The sequence below is a fragment of the Nocardiopsis oceani genome (genome assembly GCF_054777395.1).
The window spans coordinates 1-22,579 of sequence record NZ_BAAHAR010000074.1 but is presented as its reverse complement, the minus strand read 5'-3'; the positions used below and the strand labels follow the sequence as shown (position 1 = coordinate 22,579).

At 68.6% G+C, this 22,579-nt stretch carries 17 protein-coding genes; 6 read left to right on the top strand and 11 right to left on the bottom strand.

The window, feature by feature from the left end; all coding sequences use genetic code 11:
- Positions 1 to 415 precede the first annotated feature (415 nt).
- The 7 genes from ACYVDG_RS30780 to metH all read right to left on the bottom strand — a co-directional run bounded on the left by ACYVDG_RS30780 (position 416) and on the right by metH (position 11,774).
- On the bottom strand, positions 416 to 2,203 hold the full coding sequence (locus ACYVDG_RS30780) for an ABC transporter ATP-binding protein (RefSeq protein WP_460762741.1): 1,788 nt from the start codon (positions 2,201 to 2,203) through the stop codon (positions 416 to 418).
- Positions 2,204 to 2,250: 47 nt separating this feature from the next.
- Positions 2,251 to 3,264, bottom strand: a complete 1,014-nt coding sequence (locus ACYVDG_RS30775; RefSeq protein WP_460762738.1) for an ABC transporter permease — start codon at positions 3,262 to 3,264, stop codon at positions 2,251 to 2,253.
- Positions 3,265 to 3,350: 86 nt separating this feature from the next.
- Positions 3,351 to 5,096: an ABC transporter substrate-binding protein gene (locus ACYVDG_RS30770; protein WP_460762735.1), complete on the bottom strand. Its 1,746-nt coding sequence runs from the start codon at positions 5,094 to 5,096 to the stop codon at positions 3,351 to 3,353.
- Between the two features lie 101 nt (positions 5,097 to 5,197).
- Positions 5,198 to 6,229: an ABC transporter permease gene (locus ACYVDG_RS30765; RefSeq protein WP_460762732.1), complete on the bottom strand. Its 1,032-nt coding sequence runs from the start codon at positions 6,227 to 6,229 to the stop codon at positions 5,198 to 5,200.
- Between the two features lie 596 nt (positions 6,230 to 6,825).
- Complete coding sequence (locus ACYVDG_RS30760; protein ID WP_460762728.1) at positions 6,826 to 7,323, bottom strand: cellulose synthase; 498 nt, start codon at positions 7,321 to 7,323, stop codon at positions 6,826 to 6,828.
- Positions 7,324 to 7,468: 145 nt separating this feature from the next.
- Entirely contained in the window at positions 7,469 to 8,203 is a 735-nt protein-coding gene (locus ACYVDG_RS30755) for an HAD family hydrolase (RefSeq protein ID WP_460762725.1), read from the bottom strand.
- Positions 8,204 to 8,300: 97 nt separating this feature from the next.
- The gene (metH, locus tag ACYVDG_RS30750) at positions 8,301 to 11,774 is read right to left on the bottom strand and encodes a methionine synthase (protein ID WP_460762722.1); all 3,474 of its coding nucleotides are present in this window, start codon (positions 11,772 to 11,774) and stop codon (positions 8,301 to 8,303) included.
- Between the two features lie 282 nt (positions 11,775 to 12,056).
- Here metH and ACYVDG_RS30745 point away from each other — a divergent pair, with 282 nt between their 5' ends.
- Entirely contained in the window at positions 12,057 to 12,896 is an 840-nt protein-coding gene (locus tag ACYVDG_RS30745) for a PAC2 family protein (protein WP_460762719.1), read from the top strand.
- Between the two features lie 241 nt (positions 12,897 to 13,137).
- The gene (locus ACYVDG_RS30740) at positions 13,138 to 14,334 is read left to right on the top strand and encodes a glycosyltransferase family 4 protein (protein ID WP_460762716.1); all 1,197 of its coding nucleotides are present in this window, start codon (positions 13,138 to 13,140) and stop codon (positions 14,332 to 14,334) included.
- Positions 14,335 to 14,366: 32 nt separating this feature from the next.
- On the opposite strand, the gene ACYVDG_RS30735 is transcribed toward ACYVDG_RS30740, so the two are convergent.
- Positions 14,367 to 14,792 carry an ABATE domain-containing protein gene (locus ACYVDG_RS30735; protein ID WP_460762713.1) on the bottom strand — a complete coding sequence of 142 codons (426 nt, stop codon included), beginning with the start codon at positions 14,790 to 14,792 and terminating at the stop codon, positions 14,367 to 14,369.
- Between the two features lie 262 nt (positions 14,793 to 15,054).
- Between ACYVDG_RS30735 and ACYVDG_RS30730 the strand changes: the two genes are divergently transcribed.
- The 4 genes from ACYVDG_RS30730 to ACYVDG_RS30715 all read left to right on the top strand — a co-directional run bounded on the left by ACYVDG_RS30730 (position 15,055) and on the right by ACYVDG_RS30715 (position 18,088).
- Complete coding sequence (locus ACYVDG_RS30730) at positions 15,055 to 16,131, top strand: hypothetical protein (protein ID WP_460762710.1); 1,077 nt, start codon at positions 15,055 to 15,057, stop codon at positions 16,129 to 16,131.
- A gap of 82 nt (positions 16,132 to 16,213) precedes the next feature.
- Positions 16,214 to 16,765, top strand: coding sequence for a sigma-70 family RNA polymerase sigma factor (locus ACYVDG_RS30725; RefSeq protein WP_460762705.1), 552 nt, complete (start codon positions 16,214 to 16,216; stop codon positions 16,763 to 16,765).
- Entirely contained in the window at positions 16,762 to 17,460 is a 699-nt protein-coding gene (locus tag ACYVDG_RS30720) for an anti-sigma factor family protein (RefSeq protein WP_460762701.1), read from the top strand. Before ACYVDG_RS30725 ends, ACYVDG_RS30720 begins: the two co-directional genes overlap by 4 nt.
- A gap of 115 nt (positions 17,461 to 17,575) precedes the next feature.
- Positions 17,576 to 18,088 carry a nitroreductase family deazaflavin-dependent oxidoreductase gene (locus ACYVDG_RS30715; RefSeq protein ID WP_460762694.1) on the top strand — a complete coding sequence of 171 codons (513 nt, stop codon included), beginning with the start codon at positions 17,576 to 17,578 and terminating at the stop codon, positions 18,086 to 18,088.
- 69 nt (positions 18,089 to 18,157) lie between these two features.
- Here the strand turns inward: ACYVDG_RS30715 and mshC are convergent, their stop codons facing one another.
- From mshC to ACYVDG_RS30700, 3 genes are all read right to left on the bottom strand, one after another.
- Positions 18,158 to 19,381: a cysteine--1-D-myo-inosityl 2-amino-2-deoxy-alpha-D-glucopyranoside ligase gene (gene mshC, locus ACYVDG_RS30710; protein ID WP_460762689.1), complete on the bottom strand. Its 1,224-nt coding sequence runs from the start codon at positions 19,379 to 19,381 to the stop codon at positions 18,158 to 18,160.
- Positions 19,382 to 19,497: 116 nt separating this feature from the next.
- Positions 19,498 to 19,689 (bottom strand): hypothetical protein, encoded by a 192-nt coding sequence (locus ACYVDG_RS30705; RefSeq protein ID WP_460762684.1) that lies wholly within the window; start codon positions 19,687 to 19,689, stop codon positions 19,498 to 19,500.
- A gap of 957 nt (positions 19,690 to 20,646) precedes the next feature.
- Entirely contained in the window at positions 20,647 to 21,972 is a 1,326-nt protein-coding gene (locus ACYVDG_RS30700; RefSeq protein WP_460762679.1) for an HNH endonuclease signature motif containing protein, read from the bottom strand.
- Between the last annotated feature and the right edge of the window lie 607 nt (positions 21,973 to 22,579).

Here is a 22,579-nt window from a genome sequence, read left to right as displayed (position 1 = left end):
CCTACTTCCTCCTCTGGTTCACGTTCAGGACACAACTTTCCCGATAGCCGCCAACCCGCCGTCGCAGCGAAGCGGGTCAAGGTGGAGCGCCAATGACGCGCGAAGCGCTCGATGGCGACGACCTTGACGCGCGCAGCGGAGACGGCCACCATCGGGCGGAGGGAAAGGAGGGAACCCCAGCCCGGAAGGCAACCCCCACCCCAAGAAGGGCACCCCAAACACCAGGGATGAGCCATCCTGATCTGACCCGGGACCACCGGAGCCGAAATACCGGACAATGATCACGGATAAACCAGGCCCGCTGGGATCCCGAAAAGCACATGGCCCCGCCAGCTGGAACCCAAGCGCAGGTTCGCAGCGGACGGGGCCTTATGCGTCTCAGAGCCGAACGGGGCTGCGGAAAGGGGCTTCGGCCCTAGACACCGGCTTCAGCGGCACGCCGTGCGACGCGCTCGGCCCGCAGGTCGCGGGCCTCGTCCGGGTCGAGTACCGGGGCGGCGGTGAGCAGCTGGCTGGTGTAGTCGCTCTGCGGGCTCTCGTACACCGTGTCGCTGTCGCCCATCTCCACGATCTCGCCCTTGCGCATGACCGCGACGCGGTCGCTGACCTGGCGGACCACGGCCAGGTCGTGGGCGACGAAGATGAAGGTCAGGCCGAAATCGTCCTGCAGCTCCGAGAGCAGGCGCAGGACCTGGTCCTGCGTGGACACGTCCAGGGCGGAGACCGGCTCGTCGCAGATGATGAGCTTGGGCTTGAGGATGAGCGCCCGGGCGATGGCGATGCGCTGGCGCTGGCCACCGGAGAAGGCGTGCGGAAACCGGTTGTAGTGGTTGGGCTCCAAGCCCACCCGCTCCAAGAGCTCCTGGACCTGGCTCCGGATCTTCTTCCCGTTCTTCTCGCCCTGGACCTTCAAGGCGGTACCGATGCTCTCCCCGATGGTCAGGCGCGGGTTCAGCGAGGAGTAGGGGTTCTGGAACACCATCTGCACGTCCTTGCGCAGGGGCCGGAGCTCCCGCTCGGCCATGTGCGTGATGTCCGTGCCCTCGAACTCCACGGTGCCCTCAGTGGGCTCCAGCAACCGCATGACCATGCGCGAGAGCGTGCTCTTTCCCGAGCCGGACTCACCGACGACACCGAGGGTCTCGCCCCGGTACAGGTCGAAGCTGACGCCCTTGACCGCCCAGAAGTCACTCGCACGGCCCCACAGGCCGCCCCGGACCTTGAAGCGCTGCGACACGTCCTGGACGCGCAGAAGCGGCTCCTCCCCCTCCCGGCCGGCGGGGGTGAAGGCCTGGAAGTCACCCGGCTCGGTGACGGCGCCGGTGCGCTTCTCCCGCTCGACGCGCTCGGCTCGGTCCTGGGCACGCCGCTCGGCACGCGACACCTCCACACGGGGCACCGCGGCCAGCAGCGCCTGGGTGTAGGGGTGCTCGGGTGCCGAGAGCACCTGGCGCACGTCACCGCGCTCCACCGCTTGGCCGTGCCGCATCACCACGACCTCGTCCACCGAGCCGGCCACCACGGCCAGGTCGTGCGAGACCAGGATCAACGCCATGTTGAGTTCACGGCGCAGCTCGTCCAGCAGGTCGAGGATGCGTGCCTGCACGGTGACATCCAGGGCTGTGGTCGGCTCGTCGGCGAGCAGGACCTTGGGGTCGCACATCAGACCCATCGCGATGACCACGCGCTGGCGCATGCCGCCGGAGAACTCGTGCGGGTAGGAGTTGACCCGCTTGGCGGCGTCGGGGATACCGACCCGGTCCAGGGCCTCGACCGCGCGCTTGCGCGCCTCGGCCTTGGAGGTCTTGGGGTGGTGGACCGTGTATGCCTCGACCAGCTGGTTGCCGATCGTGTACTGCGGGTGCAGCGACTGCATCGGGTCCTGGAAGACCATCGCGATGTCGTTGCCCCGCATCGAGCGCAGCTTCTTGTCGCTGGCGGTCACCACGTCCTGCCCGGCCACCTCGATGGCGCCGGTGATCTGGGCGCGACTGCCCCGGTGCAGGCCCATCAGGGCCATCGAGGTCACGCTCTTGCCCGAACCCGACTCACCGACGATGCCCAGGGCACCGCCCGCGGGCACCTCGAAGGAGAGGCCCTTCACCGCGTGGACGTCGCCGTCCAAGGTCGGGAAGGTCACCCGCAGGTCGTCCACGCGCACCACTGCGTCTGAGGCAGCGGATGCCGGTCCGGTCGAGGCCATGTCACTTTTCCTTCAGTAGAGCTGGTCTGGGGTCGCGCCGGTGGGCGCTACGCGGCGATCCGCACACGGGGGTCGACGACCGGGTAGAGCAGGTCGACGATCAGGTTGCAGACGACGACGAACACCGCGCCCAAGAGCGTGACGCCCAGGACGACGGGCAGGTCCTTCGCGATGATCGAGTCGATCGCGTAGGCGCCCACGCCGTTGAGGGAGAACACCTTCTCGGTGAGGATCGCGCCGCCCAGGACCATGCCGATGTCCAGACCCAGGATGGTGATGATCGGGGTCAGGGTGGGACGGAGGGCGTGCTTGAAGATCACTCTCCGCTCGCTCAACCCCTTGGCCCGAGCAGTGCGGATGTAGTCCTCGTTGAGGGTCTCCAGCATGCCCGCTCGGGTCTGTCGCGCGTACTGGGCGGCGTGCAGGAACGCCAGCGTCACCCAGGGCAGGAGCATGACCTGGAACCAGGACACCGGGTCCTCGGTGAACGGAACGTAGCGCGACACCGGGAACAGCCCCCACTGGTGGACCAGGAAGGAGAGGGCCAGCAGACCGGTGAAGTAGATCGGCAGGGACACCCCGATGAGGGCGGTACCCATGGCCAGGCGGTCGAAGAGGCTGCCCTTCTTGACCGCGGAGAGGACACCGACGGACACGCCGCCGACGACCCAGATCACCGCGGCGCCGATGCCGAGGGACAGGGTGACCGGGAGGCGTTCCAGGATCTGGGGCAGCACCGGTGTGTTCGTGGTGAAGGAGTAACCGAGGCACGGGGCCGCGCACTCCACGGTCTCGCGGCCGAAGGTGAACTGCTGGCCGACGAGGATGCCGCGCACGAACTCGTAGAACTGGACCGCGATGGGCTGGTCGAGGCCAAGGCGGTCCACGGTGGCGTCGAGCGCCTCCGGGGTGGGCGCCTGGCCCACGTACAACGTCGCCATGCCCTGCGGGGTGACGCCCGCCCACCGGGGCAGGACGTAGAAGATCCAGAAGGTCACCGCCGTGACGACGGCGAGAAGCAAGAGACCCGCCCCAAGGCGGCGAAGAATATAGTTCAGCATCGCGGTCGGCGGCGGGGCCCACGCAAGACCGTGGGCCCCGCCGCTTTCACCTGCCTTCTCGTACTAGTTCAGGCTGGCTTGGGAAACTAGTCCCGGTCCACGCCCAGCGGCATGAAGTCGTACATCATGTACGCGGGCTGGTAGTAGACGTTGGTGAGGTCGTCGTTGCGGTACAGCAGCGACTTGTCGAAGACCACCGGCATGATGACGGCGTTCTCCATGACGAGGGTGTCGATCCGCTCGTAGATGTCGGCGCGCTCGTCCGGGTCCTCGGTGCCCAGAGCCTGGCCCCACAGGTCGTTGACCTCGGGGTCGTCGAGCTCGGCGGTGTTGAAGTTGCCGGTCTCCATGATCGCGTCGCCGTGCGTGATCTTGTTGGCGAAGCCGAAGCCGGTCGGCCAGTCCGGGCCCCAGCCCGAGACGCTCATGCCGATGTCGTTCTCACGGACGTAGTCCTGCGAACCGGCGTACTGGCCGAAGAAGTCGGCGGTCGGGAACTGCTCGATGTTCACGTCGATGTCGACGCGGGCCAGGGACTCCTGGAGGGACTCGGCGGTCAGGACGTCCGTCTCGCTCTCGGCGCGGACGGCGATGGTGGTGCTGAAGCCGTCTTCCTCGCCGCACTCCTCGAGCTTGGTCTCAGCCGCCTCGAGGTCACCGTTGTCGTCCTCGGACGGGTAGAGGTCCGACTCGTTGTTGGCGCCCGGGATGGCCGGGGGCAGCAGGTTGGTGGCGATGTCGCCGCCGGGCTCGCCGCCCCAGGCGCGCCACATGCTGTCGCGGTCGGCCGCGTACATGATCGCCTGGCGGCAGGCCACGTCCTCGATGATCGGGGTGTGGATGTTCACGTAGCGCAGGGCGCCGGTGTACGGGTTGTCCAGGTTGCCCTGCTCGTTCTCGTCCTCAAGGAGGCGGGAGTGCATGGCCGGGCCGACACCGGTGCCGCGGGCGTCGACGTCGAGCTCACCGCTGACCAGGCGCTCGTCGATCTCGTCCTGGCCGACGCCGATCTCGAGCTCGATGCGGTCCGGCAGGGCCGGGCGCACGGCGTCGGTGTCGGGGTCCCAGTGCTCGTTGCGCTCGAGGTTCAGCTGCACGCCGGGCTCGTAGGAGCCGTCGAACTTGTACGGGCCGGAGGAGACGACGTTCTCCTGGTAGAGCTCACCGCGGTCGGCGTCCATCGGGACCGGGGCGGTCTGCACCTGGGTCAGGACGTTCGGGAACTCGGAGAAGGAATCGTTGAGGTGGAAGACCAGGGTGTAGTCGTCCGGGGTCTCGATGGAGTCGAAGCCCTCGAGCGGGTCCGCGCCCTCGTAGACGTCGTGCTCGTCCTGGTCCAGGTGGGCCGCGAAGTACTGCGGGCCCTGGGTGAAGACGCCGCCGTTGAAGTTGGACCGGGCGATACCGTACTTGATGTCCTCGGCCGTGATTTCCGTACCGTCCTCGTACTTGAGGCCCTCCTGGATCTCGACGGTCCACTCGGTGAAGTCATCGTTGGGCTCGGGGAGGTCCACGGCCATGTCGGGGATCAGCTCGGTGGCGGCCTCTCCCGGCTCCGGGTTGAAGGCCAGGAGCGTCCGCGCGTAGTAGCGCTGGAAGTTCCAGCTCCACCCGTAGTAGGTGTCGCCGGGGTCAGCGGAGTCGAAGTCTGCCTCGGTGGCGTACTTCAGCGTGCCGCCGGTCTCCTCGGACGGGTTGACGATCTCGGTGGAGCCGAGGTCGAAGGTGCCCTCCGAGTCGCCGCCGCCGGTGGTGGCGGCACCGCCGCAGGCGGACAGGAAGAGGGACGCCGTCGCGCCGAACGCGACGAAGCCGAGAGTGCGTTTCCGCAAGGGAACTACCTCTTTCGAACCGGGTGGTGGGGATGGTTTGGACCCAGCGGGTAGATCCACGTCCGCACAGGGTGGTGGTCGCCGCCCCGCACGAACGCGGGTCAGTCCGAGGTCCGGGGATCGAAGGCGTCTCGCAGTCCGTCGCCGAACAGGTTGAACGCCAGCACGGTGATGAAGATGGCCAGGCCCGGAAAGATGATGAAGTAGGGCGCCTGCTGGTAGAACGGCACCGCTTCGGCGAGCATCTTGCCCCAGCTGGGAGTGGGCGGGTTGATCCCGACACCCAAGAAGCTCAGGGCCGCCTCGAACAGGATGTTCGTGGGGATCAGGAGCGTGGAGTAGACGATGATCGGCGTGATCAGGTTCGGCAGGATCTCCTTGACGAGGATGTGCCGGTTGCTGGCGCCCAGGCTCTTGGCCGCTTCGACGAACTCCCGCTCGCGGAGCGCGAGGGTCTGTCCGCGGACGATGCGGGCGATGTAGGGCCAGTTGAAGAACCCGATGATGAAGACGATGACGCCGATTCTGAGCCCGTTGCCGGTGAGGCCGAGGACGCCTTCGGGGATGACGCCGACGAGGGCGATCGCGAAGAGCATCAGGGGGAAGGCCAGGAAGATGTCCATGGCCCGGCTGATGACGGTGTCGACCCAGCCGCCCATGTACCCGGCGATGATGCCGAGAACCGTGCCGAGGAAGACGCAGAGCAGCGTGGCCAGGAAGGCGACGAGCAGGGAGATCTGGGCACCGTAGAGGATACGGCTGAAGAGGTCGCGGCCCGTGGTCGGCTCGACGCCGAGCAGGTGCTCGCCGCTCATGCCGCCCCAGCGGTCGCTGCCCAGTTCGGGGTTGTCGGGGTCGACGTAGGGCATCCGGGAGCCCGGGTTGATCAGGTCCTGGTGGAACTGGGTGGGCGGGTGACCGAACCACTTGACCAGGAGGGGCGCGAAGAGCGCCGCAAGAATGAGCAGGACTACGACCACGCCGGAAACCATGGCGACCTTGTCGCGCCGCAGCCGTTGCCAGGCGATCTGGCGCAGGGAACGATTGTCGGCGTCGCTGCGACCCGGGGCCGACGCACCGTTGTCCGGGTCGACCGTTTCGGCCGCCCCAGGGGCATGCGAGGGCGCGCTCATCAGGCCACCACTCTCCACTCGTACGCTTCTGGCCGAGGGGACTGAACCCACGTGTGCGCCTTCCGGGGGATCACCCGCCCGAGTCTCACAGTGGGGCCGGTCGGTTCTCGACACTGGCTGGCGTGGGCGTTCGGCCGACGCAGCGGGAGGGTGACCCGTCACGTCGACGCTGGCACGCGGGGCGTCCACACCGAAGGAGAGGTTGGACACACACGCGGGCCATTCCGCCCGGGATGTTACACAGCGACTAATTTACTCGCCGATTGGGCGCCCGTCGTCCAAACCCTGGCCATGTGGCCGAATCGTAACGAAACCTAACATAAAACCCATATGGAGACTAAAGACCCAAACTTCGCATTCATCGGATGACGAGGGTTGAGCTGCGACGGAGGCGGGGTTTCAGCCCTCGACAACGATAGGGGAAGCCCTTCACCAGTTCGCCACCATTGAGCCTGGCTATGGCAAGTGCTATGAATCAGTACGTGTTGGCATAAATCCGCAGAGTGACCCACACCACCCATGAGGGCGGCCCCGCCGAAACGGGACCGCCCTCATGGCTCTTATTCGGTTCTTGGGGCTCGCTGTGGGGAAGCCGCCTACTCGATGCCGTGCTTGCGCAGCAGTGCCTCGATGTCGTCGAAGTTGTCGTCTCCGTCGCCCTTCTTGGCCTGCTTCGGCTGGGGCGCGTTCACCTGCCCTGCGGCGGGCTGCCCGGGCTCGGCCGCGGCGGGCGCACCCTCGGGCTGGGCCTTGTCCTGCGGCCTGGCGCCCGGCTTCACACCGATACCCCTGCTCTTCATGAAGCCCGAGGCCACGTACAGGACCACCATCAGTCCGGCCATCACCACACCGGCCCAGACCAACGGGTTGAACATGAGCCCCACCAGGATGCCGACGATGCCGACCACGGTCTGCCAGAGGATGTTCATCAACCCGAGCAATCCTGCGACCAGCGGCAACAGAGACCACGACACGCCACGGAGTCCGTAGGCCAGTCCCTTCCGGCGCCACACGAAGAAGGAGATGATCAGGCCGACGGCGGCCAGCGCGGCCCCCAGCGTGAGGCCGGTCGTCATAGTCAGAGTGTCAGGCATACGACCAGTCTCCCATCCCGCGCCCGGACTCACATCCGGCTCATCCCCTAGGTTGGCCCCTCGGGGTATCCGGGCACGAAGCTCCTCACTTCCACGCTACCCAGCGCGGCGCCGCGGTACCCGGAGCCCTCCGCGGTACTTCACGCTACCCAGCGCTGTTCGCACCAGAGCGCTCGGCGACCAACGACTCCAACCAGTCCAGGTCCACCCCCACCAGGCTGTCGCGGAAGACGACACCCTCGCGGGGCGGGATCTCCACGTGGTTGGGCACGGCGATCGTGACACAGCCGGCGTCCGCCGCGGAGGCCACCCCGACGACCGAGTCCTCGACGGCCACGCAGCGCTCCGGGTCCACGCCGAGACGCCTGGCGGCCCTGACGTAGGGGTCGGGGTCGGGCTTGTTCGCGGCCACCTCGTCACCGGCGACCGAGTCGACGAAGCTCGCCAACCCGATACCCGCGATCGCGGTCTCCACCAGCTCGCGCTCGGTGGAGGTGACCAGGGCGACCGGCACACCCGCGCCGGACAGCATCGAGACCAGCTCCTTGGCCCCGGGCCTTACCTCGGCCCCGCCCTCCAGCTTGCGCAGGAAGCGGGCGTAGAGGCGGTCGGCGACCTCACGCGGGGTGAGGTGGTCCGCCCCGGTCAGCTCGATGATGTACCGGCCGACCGGTTCCGCGGCGCTACCGACGTTGGCCTGGTGATCGTCGGCGGTCCACTCCCCGCCCAGCTCGGCGACCAGTTCGGCCTCGGCCTCCCCCCAGAGGTGCTCGCTCTCGATGAGGGTGCCGTCCATGTCCAGCAGCACTGCCTGGAGGCAGCGCTCCCCCGTCTCGGGGGTCTTGGGCAGTTCGGAACTCACAGTGCTCAATTCGCTCATCTCGACTCGTGGTGTGACTGGTGGTGTGACCGGTCCCCACAGCGGGAGGCCCCACCGGCGCCGGGCACCGGTGGGGCCTCCACGACCTCGGGGCTGGTCAGACGTTGAAGTATGTCGCCTCTGGGTGATGGATGACGATCGCGTCGGTGGCCTGTTCCGGAACAAGCTGGAACTCCTCGGACAACGACACCCCCACCCGCTCCGGCTCCAGCAGCCTCGTGATCTTGGCCCGGTCCTCCAGGTCGGGGCAGGCCCCGTAACCCAAGGAGAAGCGCGCCCCCCGGTAGCCGAGCTTGAAGAAGGCGTCCAGCTCGGCGGGGTCCTCACCCGCGAAGCCCAGCTCGGCGCGGACCCGGGTGTGCCAGTACTCGGCCAGGGCCTCGGTCAGCTGCACGGACAGCCCGTGCAGTTCGAGGTAGTCCCGGTAGGCGTTCTTCTCGAACAGCTCCGCGGTGGCCTGGCTGATCGCCGACCCCACCGTCACGACCTGGAAGGACACCACGTCCAGCTCCCCCGACTCCTTGGGCCGGAAGAAGTCGGACAGGCACAGGTGCCGGTCGCGGCGCTGGCGCGGGAAGCTGAAGCGGGTGCGTTCGGTCGTCTTGTCCTCGTCCAGCACCACCAGGTCGTCGCCCTCGCTGTAGCAAGGGTAGTGGCCGTGCACGACCGCGGCCTCCAAGAGGCCCTCGGTCTGGATCCGGTCCAGCCACATCCGCATGCGAGGGCGGCCTTCGGTCTCCACGAGCTCCTCGTAGCTGGGGCCATTGCCGCCGCGGGTGCCCTTGAGCCCCCACTGCCCCATGAAAATGGCGCGCTCGTCCAGGAAGGCGGTGTAGTCCGCCAGCGGGATGCCCTTGCTGATCCGGTCTCCCCAGAACGGCGGCTCCGGCACCCGGTTCGTGGTGGACACGTCGCTGCGTGCGGGCATGTCCTCGGGTTCGGTGACCTTGAGGGTGGCGCCCTTGCGGACCTTGCGCTGGCGCAGCTCGGGGAGTTCGGCACCCTCGTCGCCGCGCTTGACCGCCATGAAGGTGTCCATCAGACGCAGGCCTTCGAAGGCGTCCTTGGCGTAGCGCACGTGCCCGCCGAACATGTCGGCCAGGTCCTGCTCCACGTAGGAGCGGGTGAGCGCGGCACCGCCGAGGAGCACCGGGAAGCGCTCGGAGATGCCCCGCGTGTTCATCTCCTCGAGGTTCTCCTTCATGATCACCGTGGACTTGACCAGCAGGCCGGACATGCCGATCACGTCGGCCCTGTTGGTCTCCGCGGCGTCCAGGATCGCCGACACCGGCTGCTTGATACCGAGGTTGACGACCTCGTAGCCGTTGTTGGACAGGATGATGTCGACGAGGTTCTTGCCGATGTCGTGGACGTCGCCCTTGACGGTGGCGAGCACGATCCGGCCCTTGCCGTCGTCGTCGGCCTTCTCCATGTGCGGTTCGAGGTAGGCGACAGCGCCCTTCATCACCTCGGCGGACTTGAGGACGAACGGCAGCTGCATCTGGCCGGAGCCGAACAGCTCACCGACGGTCTTCATCCCCGCCAGCAGGGTGTCGTTGACGATCGCCAGGGCGGGACGCTCCAGGAGCGCCTCGTCCAGGTCCGCCTCGATGCCGGTCATCTCGCCGTCGATGATCCGCCGCTCGAGCCGGTCCCACAGCGGCAGGGCGGCCAGCTCCTCGGCCCGCGAGGCCTTCAACGCCTTGGCATCGACCCCCTGGAACATGTCGATGAACTCGGAGAGCGGGTCGTAGTCGCCCTCGCGGCGGTCGTAGATGAGGTCGAGGGCGATCTTGCGCTGATCCTCGGGGATCTGGTTCATCGGCACGATCTTGGAGGCGTGCACGATCGCCGAGTCCAGGCCCACCTGGACCGCCTCGTGCAGGAACACCGAGTTCAGCACGATCCGGGCGGCCGGGTTGACGCCGAAGGACAGGTTGGACAGCCCCAGGGTGGTCTGCACTTCCGGGTAGCGGGACTTGAGCTCGCGGATGGCCTCGAGCGTCTCGATACCGTCCTTGCGGGTCTCCTCCTGGCCTGTGGTGATGGGGAAGGTGAGGCAGTCGATGACGATGTCGCCGGTGTTCAATCCCCAGTCACCGGTGATCTCGTCGATGAGGCGGCTGGCCACCCGCACCTTCCACTCGGCGGTACGGGCCTGGCCCTCCTCGTCGATGCACAGGCCGACCACGGCGGCGCCGTGCTCGGAGACCAGCTCCATGATGCGGGTGAACCGGGAGTCGGGGCCGTCGCCGTCCTCGTAGTTGACCGAGTTGATCACCGCGCGGCCGCCCAGCTGCTCCAGGCCGGCCTTGAGGACCGGGGGCTCCGTGGAGTCCAGCATGATCGGCAGGGTGGAAGCGGTGGCGAAGCGGGAGGCGAGCTCGCGCATGTCGCGCTCACCGTCACGGCCCACATAGTCGACGTTGAGGTCCAGCACGTGGGCGCCGTCGCGGATCTGGTCGCGGGCGATCTCCACGCAGCTGTCCCAGTCCTCCGCGATCATGGCCTCGCGGAACTTCTTGGAACCGTTGGCGTTGGTGCGCTCACCGACCGCCAGGTAGCTGGCGTCCTGGCGGAAGGGGACGCTCTGGTACAGGGACGAGGCCGCGGCCTCGACCAGCGGGTTGCGGTTCTTGATGCCGCGTCCCTGCACCCGCTCGACGACCTGCCGCAGGTGCTCGGGGGTGGTACCGCAGCAGCCGCCGACCAGGCTGAGCCCGAACTCGGCGGTGAAGGTGTCGTGGGCGTCGGTCAGCTCCTCCGGGGAGAGGTTGTAGACCGCGCCGTTCGGCCCCAGCTCCGGCAGGCCGGCGTTGGGCATCACCGAGATGGGGATGGGCGAGTGGTGCGACAGGTAGCGCAGGTGCTCGCTCATCTCGGCGGGGCCGGTGGAGCAGTTGAGCCCGATGACGTCGATGCCCAGGGGGGCGAGGGAGGTGAGGGCGGCGCCGATCTCCGAACCCATGAGCATCGTGCCGTTGGTCTCGATACTGACCTGGGCGATGATCGGCACGTCCTTACCTCGTGCCTTACGGGCGCGCATGGCACCGACCACGGCCGACTTGACCTGGAGCAGGTCCTGGCACGTCTCGATCAGGATGGCGTCGGAGCCGCCGTCGATGAGGCCGAGCGTGCTCCGCTCGTAGTAGTCGCGCAGAAACGTGTAGGGGGCGTGGCCCAGGGTTGGAAGCCGAGTTCCGGGGCCCATCGACCCCAGAACGTAGCGGGGGTGGTCGGGGGTGGAGTAGGCGTCGGCGCTCTCGCGGGCGAGGCGGGCGCCGGCCTCGGCGATCTCGTAGGTGCGTTCCTCGATGCCGTACTCGAACAGGCCTCCGTAGTTGGCGGAGAAAGTGTTGGTCTCCACACAGTCGGAGCCGACCTCGAAAAAGGCAGCGTGGGTGTCGGCCACGATGTCGGGCCGAGTGAGGTTGAGGATGTCGTTGAGACCCTCGTGCCCTTCGAACTGGTCGAGGTCGAGATCGTGCGCTTGGAGCATGGTGCCCATCGCCCCGTCCGCCACGACCACTCGCTGGGACAGTGCATCACGGAAAGTCCGTCGATCTCTCATGTTCAGCAACTCTAGTGTCGAGGCACCGCGTCGGCCCAGTGGTCCCCGGTGAAACCTGGCACTGGGGCGACCCACGGCGCGGAGCGGGGTGGGGCGTCCGGGGACGGCGGTGTCCTGGTCAGTCGCTGTTTGAGAGGTTACCTCATCGGCAGTTTCGGAATTTGAGATCCGTGTCCCAAAAAGACTGAGATCGCCTCAGGAAGCGGTTCGCGCATCACGGTTTCCCGGGAAGTGCGGCAGCCCATAGGGTGGTGGGCGTCCACGTCCAGGAAGGGGCCGCCCATGATCCAGCTCGACCGCGAGCTCGTCGAGCCTGTCATGGTGGCGGCGTTCGAAGGATGGAACGACGCCGGTGAGGCAGCGAGCCTCACTGTGGAGCACCTGTCCGAGAAGTGGGGCGCCACCGAGCTGTGCGCCCTGGCTCCGGACGACTACTACGACTTCCAGGTCACCCGGCCGCGCATGTCCGTGGTCGAAGGGCGGCTGACGGAGATGGAGTGGCCCACCACCCGTGTCCGGGTGGCGCGGCCGCCCGGCTCCCGCCACGATGTCGTCCTGGTGACCGGCCCCGAGCCGAACATGCGCTGGCGTTCCTACACCGCCGACGTGCTCGCGATCGCCCGTGAACTGGGTGTCCAGCGCGCGGTGATCCTGGGCTCACTGCTCGCCGACGCGCCGCACACCAGGCCGATCCCGGTGACGGGCATGGCCTCGCCTCTGGAGCTCGGCACACGGCACGGGCTGGATCCCTCCACCTACTCAGGGCCCACCGGCATCGTGGGTGTCGTGCACGACACCTTCAGCTCCGTGGGGCTGGAGACGGTGTCGCTGTGGGCGGCCATCCCGCACTACGTGGCCCAGCCGCCGTGCCCCAAGGCGACGCTGGCGCTACTGAGCTGGGTCCAGGACTTCGTGGGGGCCGATGTCCCGATGGGCGACCTGCCCGAGGAGTCGGTGTCGTGGGAGTCCAGCGTCAACGAGCTCACCGCAGAGGACGAGGACATCGCCGACTACGTCCGCGGCCTGGAAGAGGCGAAGGACACAGTGGAACGTCCCGAGGCGACCGGAGACGCCATCGCCCAGGAGTTCGAGCGCTACCTGCGCCGCCGCGACGAGAGTTGAGCCCGCGCGTCGGACCCGGATCGGCGCTGCGAAAACCCGATCTTCGCGTTTCGTTATCTTCTCTTTATCACCCCGCGGGGTAAGTTGCGGGTGATGGCTCGCGGACCGGGATGAGGCGGACGGGGCGTTTCGTCACCGCGCGGTACGGGGGTACGCGCGGGACGGCCCTGTAGGGCACGCCCATCCCGGGGCCGAGGACGACGTCCTTCCCGTCCGCGCGGGGTAGGGCCTGGGGGCCGCTTTGAAGATTGCTTTCGTCATCGCCAATGGCTACGCCATGGGCGGTACGATCCGTACCGTCTACAACCTCGCCCAGGGGTTGTCGGCGGACCACGACGTCGAGATCGTCAGCCTGGTCCGCAGACGGGAGAAGCCTTTCTTCCAGCCACCTGAAGGGGTCCGCCTCGTCCCACTGAGCGACGACACCGAAGACCCTGTCGTGAAGCGCCCCTCCAAGCGTGCACTCGATCGCTGGACCAGGCAGGCGGAGTGGATCATTCCCCATGCCGAGCGGCGCAGGAACCAGAACTTCACGCCTGAGGCGGTCACCGGCCTGCGCCGGTACCTGCGCCGAACCAAGGCGGACGTGGTGATCGGGACCCGGCCCGGGATCAACCTGCTCATCGCAGCCTGGGCGCCGCCCCGCCTCCTCACCATCGGCCAGGAGCACCTCAACCTGGACGAGCACAAGAAGTCGGTGCGCAAGGCGATCGAGCAGTCCTACCCGCAGCTCGACGGGATGAGCGTGCTCACCGAAACCGACCGGTCCGCCTACCAGGAGCTGCTCGGAGCCTCCGACAACTGGCTGACCGCGCTGCCGAACCCGCTGGAACCGGGCGAGCCTCCCCGGTCCACGCTGGACAAGCCCATCATCGCCGCTGCGGGGCGCTTCTCCCCGGTGAAGCAGTACCCCCTGCTGTTGGAGGCCTTCAACCAAGTGGTGGCCGACCATCCCGAGTGGCGGCTGCACATCCACGGCGGCGGCGACAAGGACAAGGAGCTCCGCGACGCCGTGGAGAACCTGGGCCTGTCCGAACACGTGAGTTTGAAGGGCCGGACCACCGACATGCTGGGTGAGCTGTCCAAGGCCTCCCTGCTGGCTGTGAGCTCCCGGGTGGAAGGGTTCGGCATGACCATCATCGAGGCCTTCTCGGTGGGGGTGCCCGCGGTGAGTTTCGACTGCCCGCACGGACCGAGGGAGATCATCGACCACGGCCGCAACGGCCTCCTCGTCCCCGCACAGGACGTCAAGGCGCTCGGCGAGGCGATGTCGAAACTGGTGGAGGACCGCGAGGAACGGGTCCGGATGGGAAAGGAGGCGCTGACCGCCGCCTCCGCCTACCAGTTGGCGGACATCACCAAGCGCTGGGACGCGTTCCTCACCCAGCGCCGAGCAGCCACCCCGCGCCCCGGCCCGCTGGCCCGCCTGCGCGGCTGACGCGGCTGACGCGGCTGACGTGGCTGCGCAGTCTAGTCGCGTAGGTGCTGCCACTCCCCCGTGGCCAGGACGGCGGCCCAGGCTCCGGCGATCCGGGCCAGGCCTCGCCGGACCTCATCGACGACGGCCGGGGCCAGAGGCGACTCGACCTGCTCGGCCGGCTCCAGGCGCACGGTGACGCGCAGGCCGTCCAGGACCTTCTGAGCGCGTCCGAGGGCCTCGGGGTCGGGGTCCCGGTGCCGGTCGAGCAGGGCCCGGATGCCGTCGCGCAGGGTGACGGCCTCGTCGAGGTCGGCGAGGGTGATGGGGATGGCCCCTTCGGTGACGAGGCGGTGATCGCGCAGGAACTGGGCCAGGTCGGCGCGGTCGGTGAGGCGCCCACCGGTGGAGACGAAGTCCGCGATGAGTTCCGCCGCGGCGCTCAGCCGCGTGGGGGTACCGGTCGTAGTGGTGGTCATGGGCGCCATCACATCACGCCCCGCACCCCCGTGGTGGCGATTCGGCGAGGTCGTGGCCACAGGTGGTCACCGCAGATCGGGACAGAAATGGACGTACCTCAACTCCAGAACCAGGGCTCCCACCGCGAAAGAATCCGCGGAGAATTTTTGAACCGAACCGCGCCCCCATCCGTGTACCAGGTGACAGCGAAACGTCGGGCCGAGACGCAGCAGCCGCGGATTCTGGTCGCAGCCCGGTACAGGTTTGGAAAGGACGCGGAGCATGCGTGCGAAGAAGTTCTACCCCCTGGCCGCAGGAGCGCTCGGGTTGGCCCTGATCACCGGTTGCGGGGCCACCGACCCCTACGCCGCCGCCGACCCGCAGCAGGAGCAGCCCCCCGTAGAGAGCGAGAACGAGAACGAGGGCGGCGACGCCGTAGACAGCGTCCTGGACCTGGCCCTGCTGGGTCACGAGGCCCTCGGCGAGCTGGTCACCGACGCCGCCGGCCACACCCTGTACCGCTTCGACGAGGACACCCCCGACCAGCAGGCCTCGGAGTGCTACGACGACTGCACGGAGGACTGGATCCCGGTCGCCGCGGCCGAAGAGATGTCGATACCCGGCGGCGACGAGCGGTTGGACAGCTTCGACCGCGAGGACGGCATCGAACAGGTGACCCTGGGCGGGTGGCCGCTGTACCGGCACGCGGGCGACGCCGCCCCCGGCGACACCAACGGCGAGGGCGCGGGGGACGTCTGGCACGCCGCGAGCCCGTTGGGAACCAAGGCCGAGGACGAGGCCTGGACCGAGGGCTACTGCCCGCAGGGCTTCGAGGTGCGACAGGATCCCCAGCTGGGCGCAACCCTGGTCGATGACGAGGGCTTCACCCTGTACCGCTTCGAGGAGGACTCCGCGGACCCGCCCGAAGCGACCTGCTTCGACGACTGCGCCGAGGCCTGGCCCCCGGTCCTGGCGATGGACGAGTTCACCTTCCAAGAGGGCCTCGACGCCGCCCTGTTCGACGAGGTGGAGCGCGAGAACAGGCTGTCCCAGGTGACTCTGAACGGATGGGCGCTGTACCGCTTCGCCGAGGACGAGGTACCCGGCGACGTCAACGGCCACGGGGTGGACGACATCTGGTTCGCGGTCACCCCGACCGGTGAGATCGCCGGGGACAGCGACGATGCGGCCAACGACGACAACAACGACGGCGGCGGCGAAGGCACTGACGGCGGAACCAACTACGGCGGCGGCGAAGGCACTGACGGCGGAACCAACTACGGCGGCGGCGAAGGCACTGACGGCGGAACCAGCTACGGCGACGACAATGGCGATGACGGCGCCAACGGCGACTACTGAGCCCGTCCCGCCAAGGGGATTGCGCCCGGGACCCGAGTCCGCAAGGCTTGGGTCCCGGATTCCGCCGAGGGGGGAGGGACGGATGGCGCTGTGGGGCTCGCGCCATCGGCGCGGCGCCGAGGACGAGGCGCTGATCCGTTCGCTCTACAACGAGCACGGCGCGGCACTCCTCGCCTACGCCACCCGCCTCACCGGTGACCGGGCCGCCGCAGAGGACGTCGCTCAGGAGACCTTCATCCGGGCCTGGCGCAACCCCGACGTCCTGGCGAACTCCAGGGGCTCGGTGCGCGGCTGGCTGCTGACCGTGGCACGCAACATCGTCATCGACCGCGCCCGGGCGGTCCAGGCACGCCCCGCGGAGGTGGCCACCGCTGCCGACACCGAGCCGCCGCAGGACGACCACGCCGATTCCGTGGTGGACTCGATGGTGGTGATGGACGCGCTGGACAGCCTCTCCCCCGACCACCGTGCGGTCCTGGTCGAGGTGTATTTTCGCAGGCGCAGCGTGGCGGAGGCCGCCGAGGTACTCGGGGTACCGCCCGGGACGGTCAAATCGCGTTCCTACCACGCGCTTCAGGCGCTGCGCCGCCGTTTCGGCCGTCGCGCTCGGCAGGGGAAGGGGGTGGCCCGGTGACTTCAGGGGCCCATGACCCGGAGCTGTTGGGAGCCTATGCCCTGGGAACGCTGAACGCGCAGGAGGCCGCGGTGCTGGAGGCCCACCTGGCGGGCTGCGAGCCGTGCCGGGCGGAGCTGCGCGAGCTGAACAGCGTCCGCGACACCCTGGGCGAGCTGCCGCCGGAGGCCTTGCTGGACGGTCCCCCGCCGGAGGGGAGTGCGTCCCTGGTGCACGCCACCGTCGAGCAGGCGGGTGCCGAACGCGGGGTGCAGCGCCGCCGCCGTGCCCTGCGTCTAACTTTGGCCGCCGTCCTCGCCGGGGTGGTTCTCGTCGGGGTCGGCGGCCTCGCCGGACAGGTACTGGCACCCGCGGAGCCCCAGGAGGGCGAGGTGACCCAGCTGGCGGCGGGCACCGTGGTCGCGGCGCAGGAGGACCCGGACACCGGGGCGAGCGCGACGGTGCGTCTGGAGCCCGAGGACTCGGGGCTGCGGCTGGATTCGTTCATCACCGGCATCCCGGAAGGTGAGGAGTGCGAGGTGGTCGTCCTCACCGAGGACGGCCGTGCCGAGATCGCCGCCACCTGGACGGTCACTGCCGAGGCTGCGGCCGAGGGCAGCCGTCCCGACGGGTTCGCCGGTGTCGTCCCGCAGGACGTGGCTTCGGTGGTGGTGCGCAACACGGCCGACACGGAGTTCGTGACCCTGACGTTCTGACGGGCGTGGCTCCCGGACGGCCCCGGGCGGCGTGGCTACACTCGGGCCCGCCCCGGGGACCACGCCGTGGCCCGCTCCGGAGGAGTCCCCGCACCACCGCAGGAAGGTCGACGCGATGACGTCCATCCAGCCCCCGAAGGACCCGCTCCAGCGCGCGCTTTTCCGCGCTCCGATCTGGCTCTACCGGCTGGGACTGGGCGGTGTGCTGGGGAGCCGGTTCGTACTGCTCACCCACCAGGGGCGGAGCACGGGCGAACCCCGCCAGGCGGTTCTGGAGGTCCTGGGCGGCAACCACACCACCGGGACGGTACTGGTGGCCTCAGGCTTCGGTGACCGCTCGCAGTGGTTCCGCAACATCGTCCGCCAGCCCCGAGTGCTGTTCCAGGTCGGGAACCGGCGCCGCCGGGGCACCGCCGTTCCGCTGTCACCCGAGGAGTCCGGGCGGGTTCTGGCCCACTACGCGCAGAAGTATCCGGCGGCGGCCAACACCCTGATGCGGGGCCTCGGCCACGACGTCGACGGCGGAACCGAGGACTACGAACGGATCGGCGCGGACCCGGTCAACGGGATCCCCGTCGTGCGACTGACCCCGGTCGGCGTTCCGGGGCCGCGGTTCCCCGAATCCTAGGCTGCAGATCCCGGGCGGCGGCACCGCAGGCCGCGGCTCCCGGAACCAGGGGGCACGGCTTCCCCGCGCTTAGAGCTTGACACCCAGGAGGGTGTCGACGGTGGTGCGCACCAGGCCGGGCGCACGGGTGTCGGAGCCGCCCTCGGACAGCGCGGCATCGGCCCAGGCGTCCACGGCCGCCAGCGCGGCGGGCGAGTCCAGGTCCTCTGCGAGCGCGGCGCGCACCTGAGCCAGCACGGGGGCGGCGTCCGGGCCGGAGTCCAGCGCGACGGCGGCACGCCAGCGCTCGGCGCGCTCGGTGGCCGCGGGCAGCTCGGCGTCGGTCCAGTCCCAGGGCGCGCGGTAGTGGTGGCGCAGCATGGCCAGGCGGATGACGGCCGGGTCAACGCCCTCCTCGCGCAGTTTGGAGACGAAGACGAGGTTGCCCACGGACTTCGACATCTTCTCGCCGTTCAGGCCGACCATGCCCACGTGCAGGTGGTTGTGGGCGTTGGGCCGACCGGTGGCACACCGGGTCTCGGCCGCGCCCATCTCGTGGTGGGGGAAGATCAGGTCGCTGCCGCCGCCGTTGAGGTCGAAGGAGGCGCCGAGCCGGTCCAGGGCGATGGCGCTGCACTCGATGTGCCAGCCGGGGCGGCCACGGCCGAGTGGGCTGTCCCAGGAGGGCTCGCCGGGGCGCTCGGCCTTCCACAGGAGCCAGTCGAGCGGGTCCTTCTTGTCGGCGCGCTCGGGGTCGCCGCCGCGCTGCCCGAACAGGCCGAGCATCTCCTCGCGACTGAGATTGCTGATGTCACCGAACTTGGGCGCCGCGGCGGCGGAGAAGTAGAGGTCACCGTCGAGTTCGTAGGCGGCCCCGGTCTCACTGATGCGGGAGGCGAGTTCGCTGATGAGGTCGACCGACTCCACGACACCGACGAAGGAGCGCGGGGGGATGATCGACAGGGCGGCCATGTCTTCGCGGAAGACGTCGATCTCGCGGTGGGCGAGGTCGCGCCAGTCGACGCCCGTGGCCTCGGCCCGCTCCAGGAGCGGGTCATCGATGTCCGTGGTGTTCTGGACGTAGTTGACGTCGTGTCCGGCGTCCCGCCACACCCGGTTGACCAAGTCGAAGGTCAGGTAGGTGAAGGCGTGCCCGAGGTGGGCGGCGTCGTAGGGGGTGATCCCGCAGGCGTACATCCCCGCGGTGGGGCCCGGCGTCGTCGTCCGTATCCGCCCGGTGGCGGTGTCGTGGATACGGAGGGGGCCGCCGGTACCCGGCAGGGGGACGATGTCAGGCGCAGACCATGAACGCATACCGGGAAGCCTATCCGCACGTGCACCGGGCAAACGCACCGATACCGGGTGCCGGGCGGGGTGATCATCACCCCAGGTCGGGTGGGAATACACGCGGGGTTCGCGCTAGCGGCCGGTTAGCGCTCCTGGGGGGCCACGTTGATCCACACGCGGCCGATGAGGAACGCGCTCAGCAACGCGACCACACCGCACACCGCGGCCATGAACTCGTTTCCCAGCCGCCAGTGGAGGAGCGCGCCGCTGAAGGAGACAACATAAAGCAGCCAGTACGCCCCGGGTTCGATGAGGTTGCCGTTCCGGCCCGACATGGTGCCCCCTGCTGTGTACGCGTGCACCTCACGCGCTTACGACGGCGTTTGCGACGTCTCCCTCAGAGACGCCGCTGTCACTCGGGGGGTTTACTCACTGGTTCGGTTCGTGATGCACCCGACAGCGGGTTTTCGTACGCGCGCACCCACCCTAAGCAGGTACGACGCAGTCGAAGGCACGGACACACCGCTGGTGCACGCTCGGTGAGCACATACCCTGCTGCGCTTCGCCCCAGGGGCACTGTCACGGCGCTCGCATCAGTCGGTAGCCAAACCCGGTCAACCTCCCGCTGTCCGATCTGTGCGATCCAGCCGAGCCTTCCGGGCTGGGGTGGGGTGGGGTGGGGGTGCGTGCTGGGGTGGGGGTGCGTGCTGGGGTGGGTGTTTGAGGGATATTTGTGGGCGGGGGTTTCTTTCCGGTGCGGGTTTCCCCGTTTCCTGCCGCCCGATGGTGGCCGTCTCCGCTGCGCGCGTCAAGGTCGTCGCCGTCGAAGCGCTGGCGCGCTATCGGAGGCGCTCCACCTTGACCCGCTTCGCTGCGACGGCGGGTTGGCGGCTATCAGGAAACGGGGGACGTGTGGTCGGGGAGGCGATGGCCCCTTCGGGGCCCGAAGGGGCCAACGGCACAAGCACGGCCTAGCGGCCGTCACCGGCCACTCCGCCGGAGCGTTGACGGTTGGGGGTGTCGCGGCCGGTCATTCTCTGTTGCGAACTGCCCCGGCCTTCGGCCGGGTGCGCCACTGCGCCGGCGCTGAACGACTGGCGGTGTCGCGGCCGGTCAATGTGCGCAGCGAACCCCCTGCTAGAAGCAAGAACAGGGGTGGGAGTACTTCTAGGGCAAGGTCTCACCCCCACCTCTGTGGTGGCGAGGACTCAAGGCTGGGAGGGTCGGGTTCTGGCCATGCGGGGGTAGAGACCCGGCGCAGGCGGGTGGGAGCTCTTGATGGGGGTGGCCGGTTACGGGTGCGGGTGTGGGGCTGGATCCCCATCCGGGTCCCCACCCCGGTTTCCGGTGCGGCCCCGGTTGCGCCCCGACCACATCCGGCGGTCCTTGCGCACCGCCCACCGGTGCTTGATCTGGTTATGGGTCGCGCACAGCGGCTGGATGTTGGCGGCACTGGTGGTGCCGCCCTGCCAGAACTCCACGATGTGATCAGCCTGAGTCCAGGGCAACGGTACCTCGCACCCGTACTGCCAGGCGCAGCTGGTGTGGCCGTGGAAGGCGGCCGCCCGGATCTTGGGCGGCGCCAACCGGCACGAGCGACCCACATCCAGCACCTGCCCGCTCTTCTGCTCCACCACCAGGCGGCGCACCCAGCTTTGGCCGATCAACTCGCGCACCACCGAGATGGGCACGACCTGCCCGGTCTCCGTGGTGGCCGGACCAGCGTCCTCGGCTTCCTCGTCCCCGGCCAGGGAGGTGGCGGGCACGGTGATGTTGATCAACGCCGTGGCCGTGGTGGGGGTTTCGCATCCCTGGTGGGACTGGGCGAAGCCCAGGGCGGCCATGAGGGCGTCGTAGGTGCGCTCGTACTTGGAGAGCCCGTCTTCGGGGTGGAAGGGCACCTGGTAGTTGTCCAAGGCGACCTGGATCCGCAGGGCGTCGGCGGGTGAGCCCCACATCTGGAAGAGGAAGGTTTTGTCGAAGGTGGTGACCAGTTGGGCGCCCCGGGCGGCGTGGGCGGCCGCGTGGTCCTTTTCCACCTTGTTCGGGTTGAGTCGCAGGCACAGCTGGTGGGCGAAGTGGGTGATCTGGCCCACCGACATGTTCGGGCGCGACTCCTTGAAGTCCAGGATTCCGCATTCCATTTTAGCGCGGAACAGCTCCGGGTCGGGGTGGTCGCCCTTTTCCCTTTTCTCCACCCCGGCCTCGGCGCCCTTGATCACCGCAGCGGCCTCACCCACCGACAGGGCCCCGGAGTGCAACGCCTCCAGAGTGGGGGCCATTTCCTGACGGAACTGCGCCCGCCCGATCAGAGCCAGGTCGTTGGCCTGGGCGGCCGCGATCCCGAAGGCGTGGCGCAGCCACGCCTCCAGATTCCTCTGTCCGCCCTGTTCCAACAGCTGGCCGGTGGCCTCCAGTTGGGCCAGCCGTGCGGCCATGGAGACTTTGATCTGGTCGAGCTGTTCCCACACGCGGGTGGCCTGGTCCAGCACCTCGCCCGCCGCTCCCGGGGGCACGTCGCGGTCGAAGAACACGGTGGTCTCGTCCCGAGCAGCGACCACCGCGGTATCCACCGGGGTGTGCCCGGTGGGGGTGGGTGCTTCAGGAGAGATCGTCATTCTTCTATTGTAAGCGAAAGGGCCGAACAAAGGAAGTATTATCGCTGGCTTGTGCTGAATGCATGACTTTCGTCAGGGGTGCCCCCTGACTTTCTTCGGGCTCCCAGTTCAGGCCACCTGGTGTGGTGTTTATGTCCATCTGGAATTCCAGGGCGCTCATAGGGGATGATCTTGCCCCTGTCTCCACTCTCGACGGTCGAGGGTGGAGCTGGGGGCAAGATCATCGGGGAAAAAGGCCGCCCGTTGCGGTTCGCAGCAGAGAATGACCGGCCGCGACACCGCCAACCGTTCCGCTCCGGCGCAGGGGCAGGCATCGGCCCCCAGGCCGAGGGGTTCGCCGCACACATTGACCGGCCGCGACACCGCCAGGCGTCAACGCTCCGGCGAAGTGGCCGTTGACGGCCGCCAGGCCGTGCTTGTGCTGTAGGGGCCCTTAGGGCCCATCGGGCCCTCCGGGCCCGTCGCCTCCCCGACCACACGTCCCCCGTTCCTGATAGCCGCCAACCCGCCGTCGTAGCGAAGCGGGTCAAGGTGGAGCGCCTGCGATAGCGCGCCAGCGCTTCGACGGCGACGACCTTGACGCGCGCAGCGGAGACGGCCACCATCG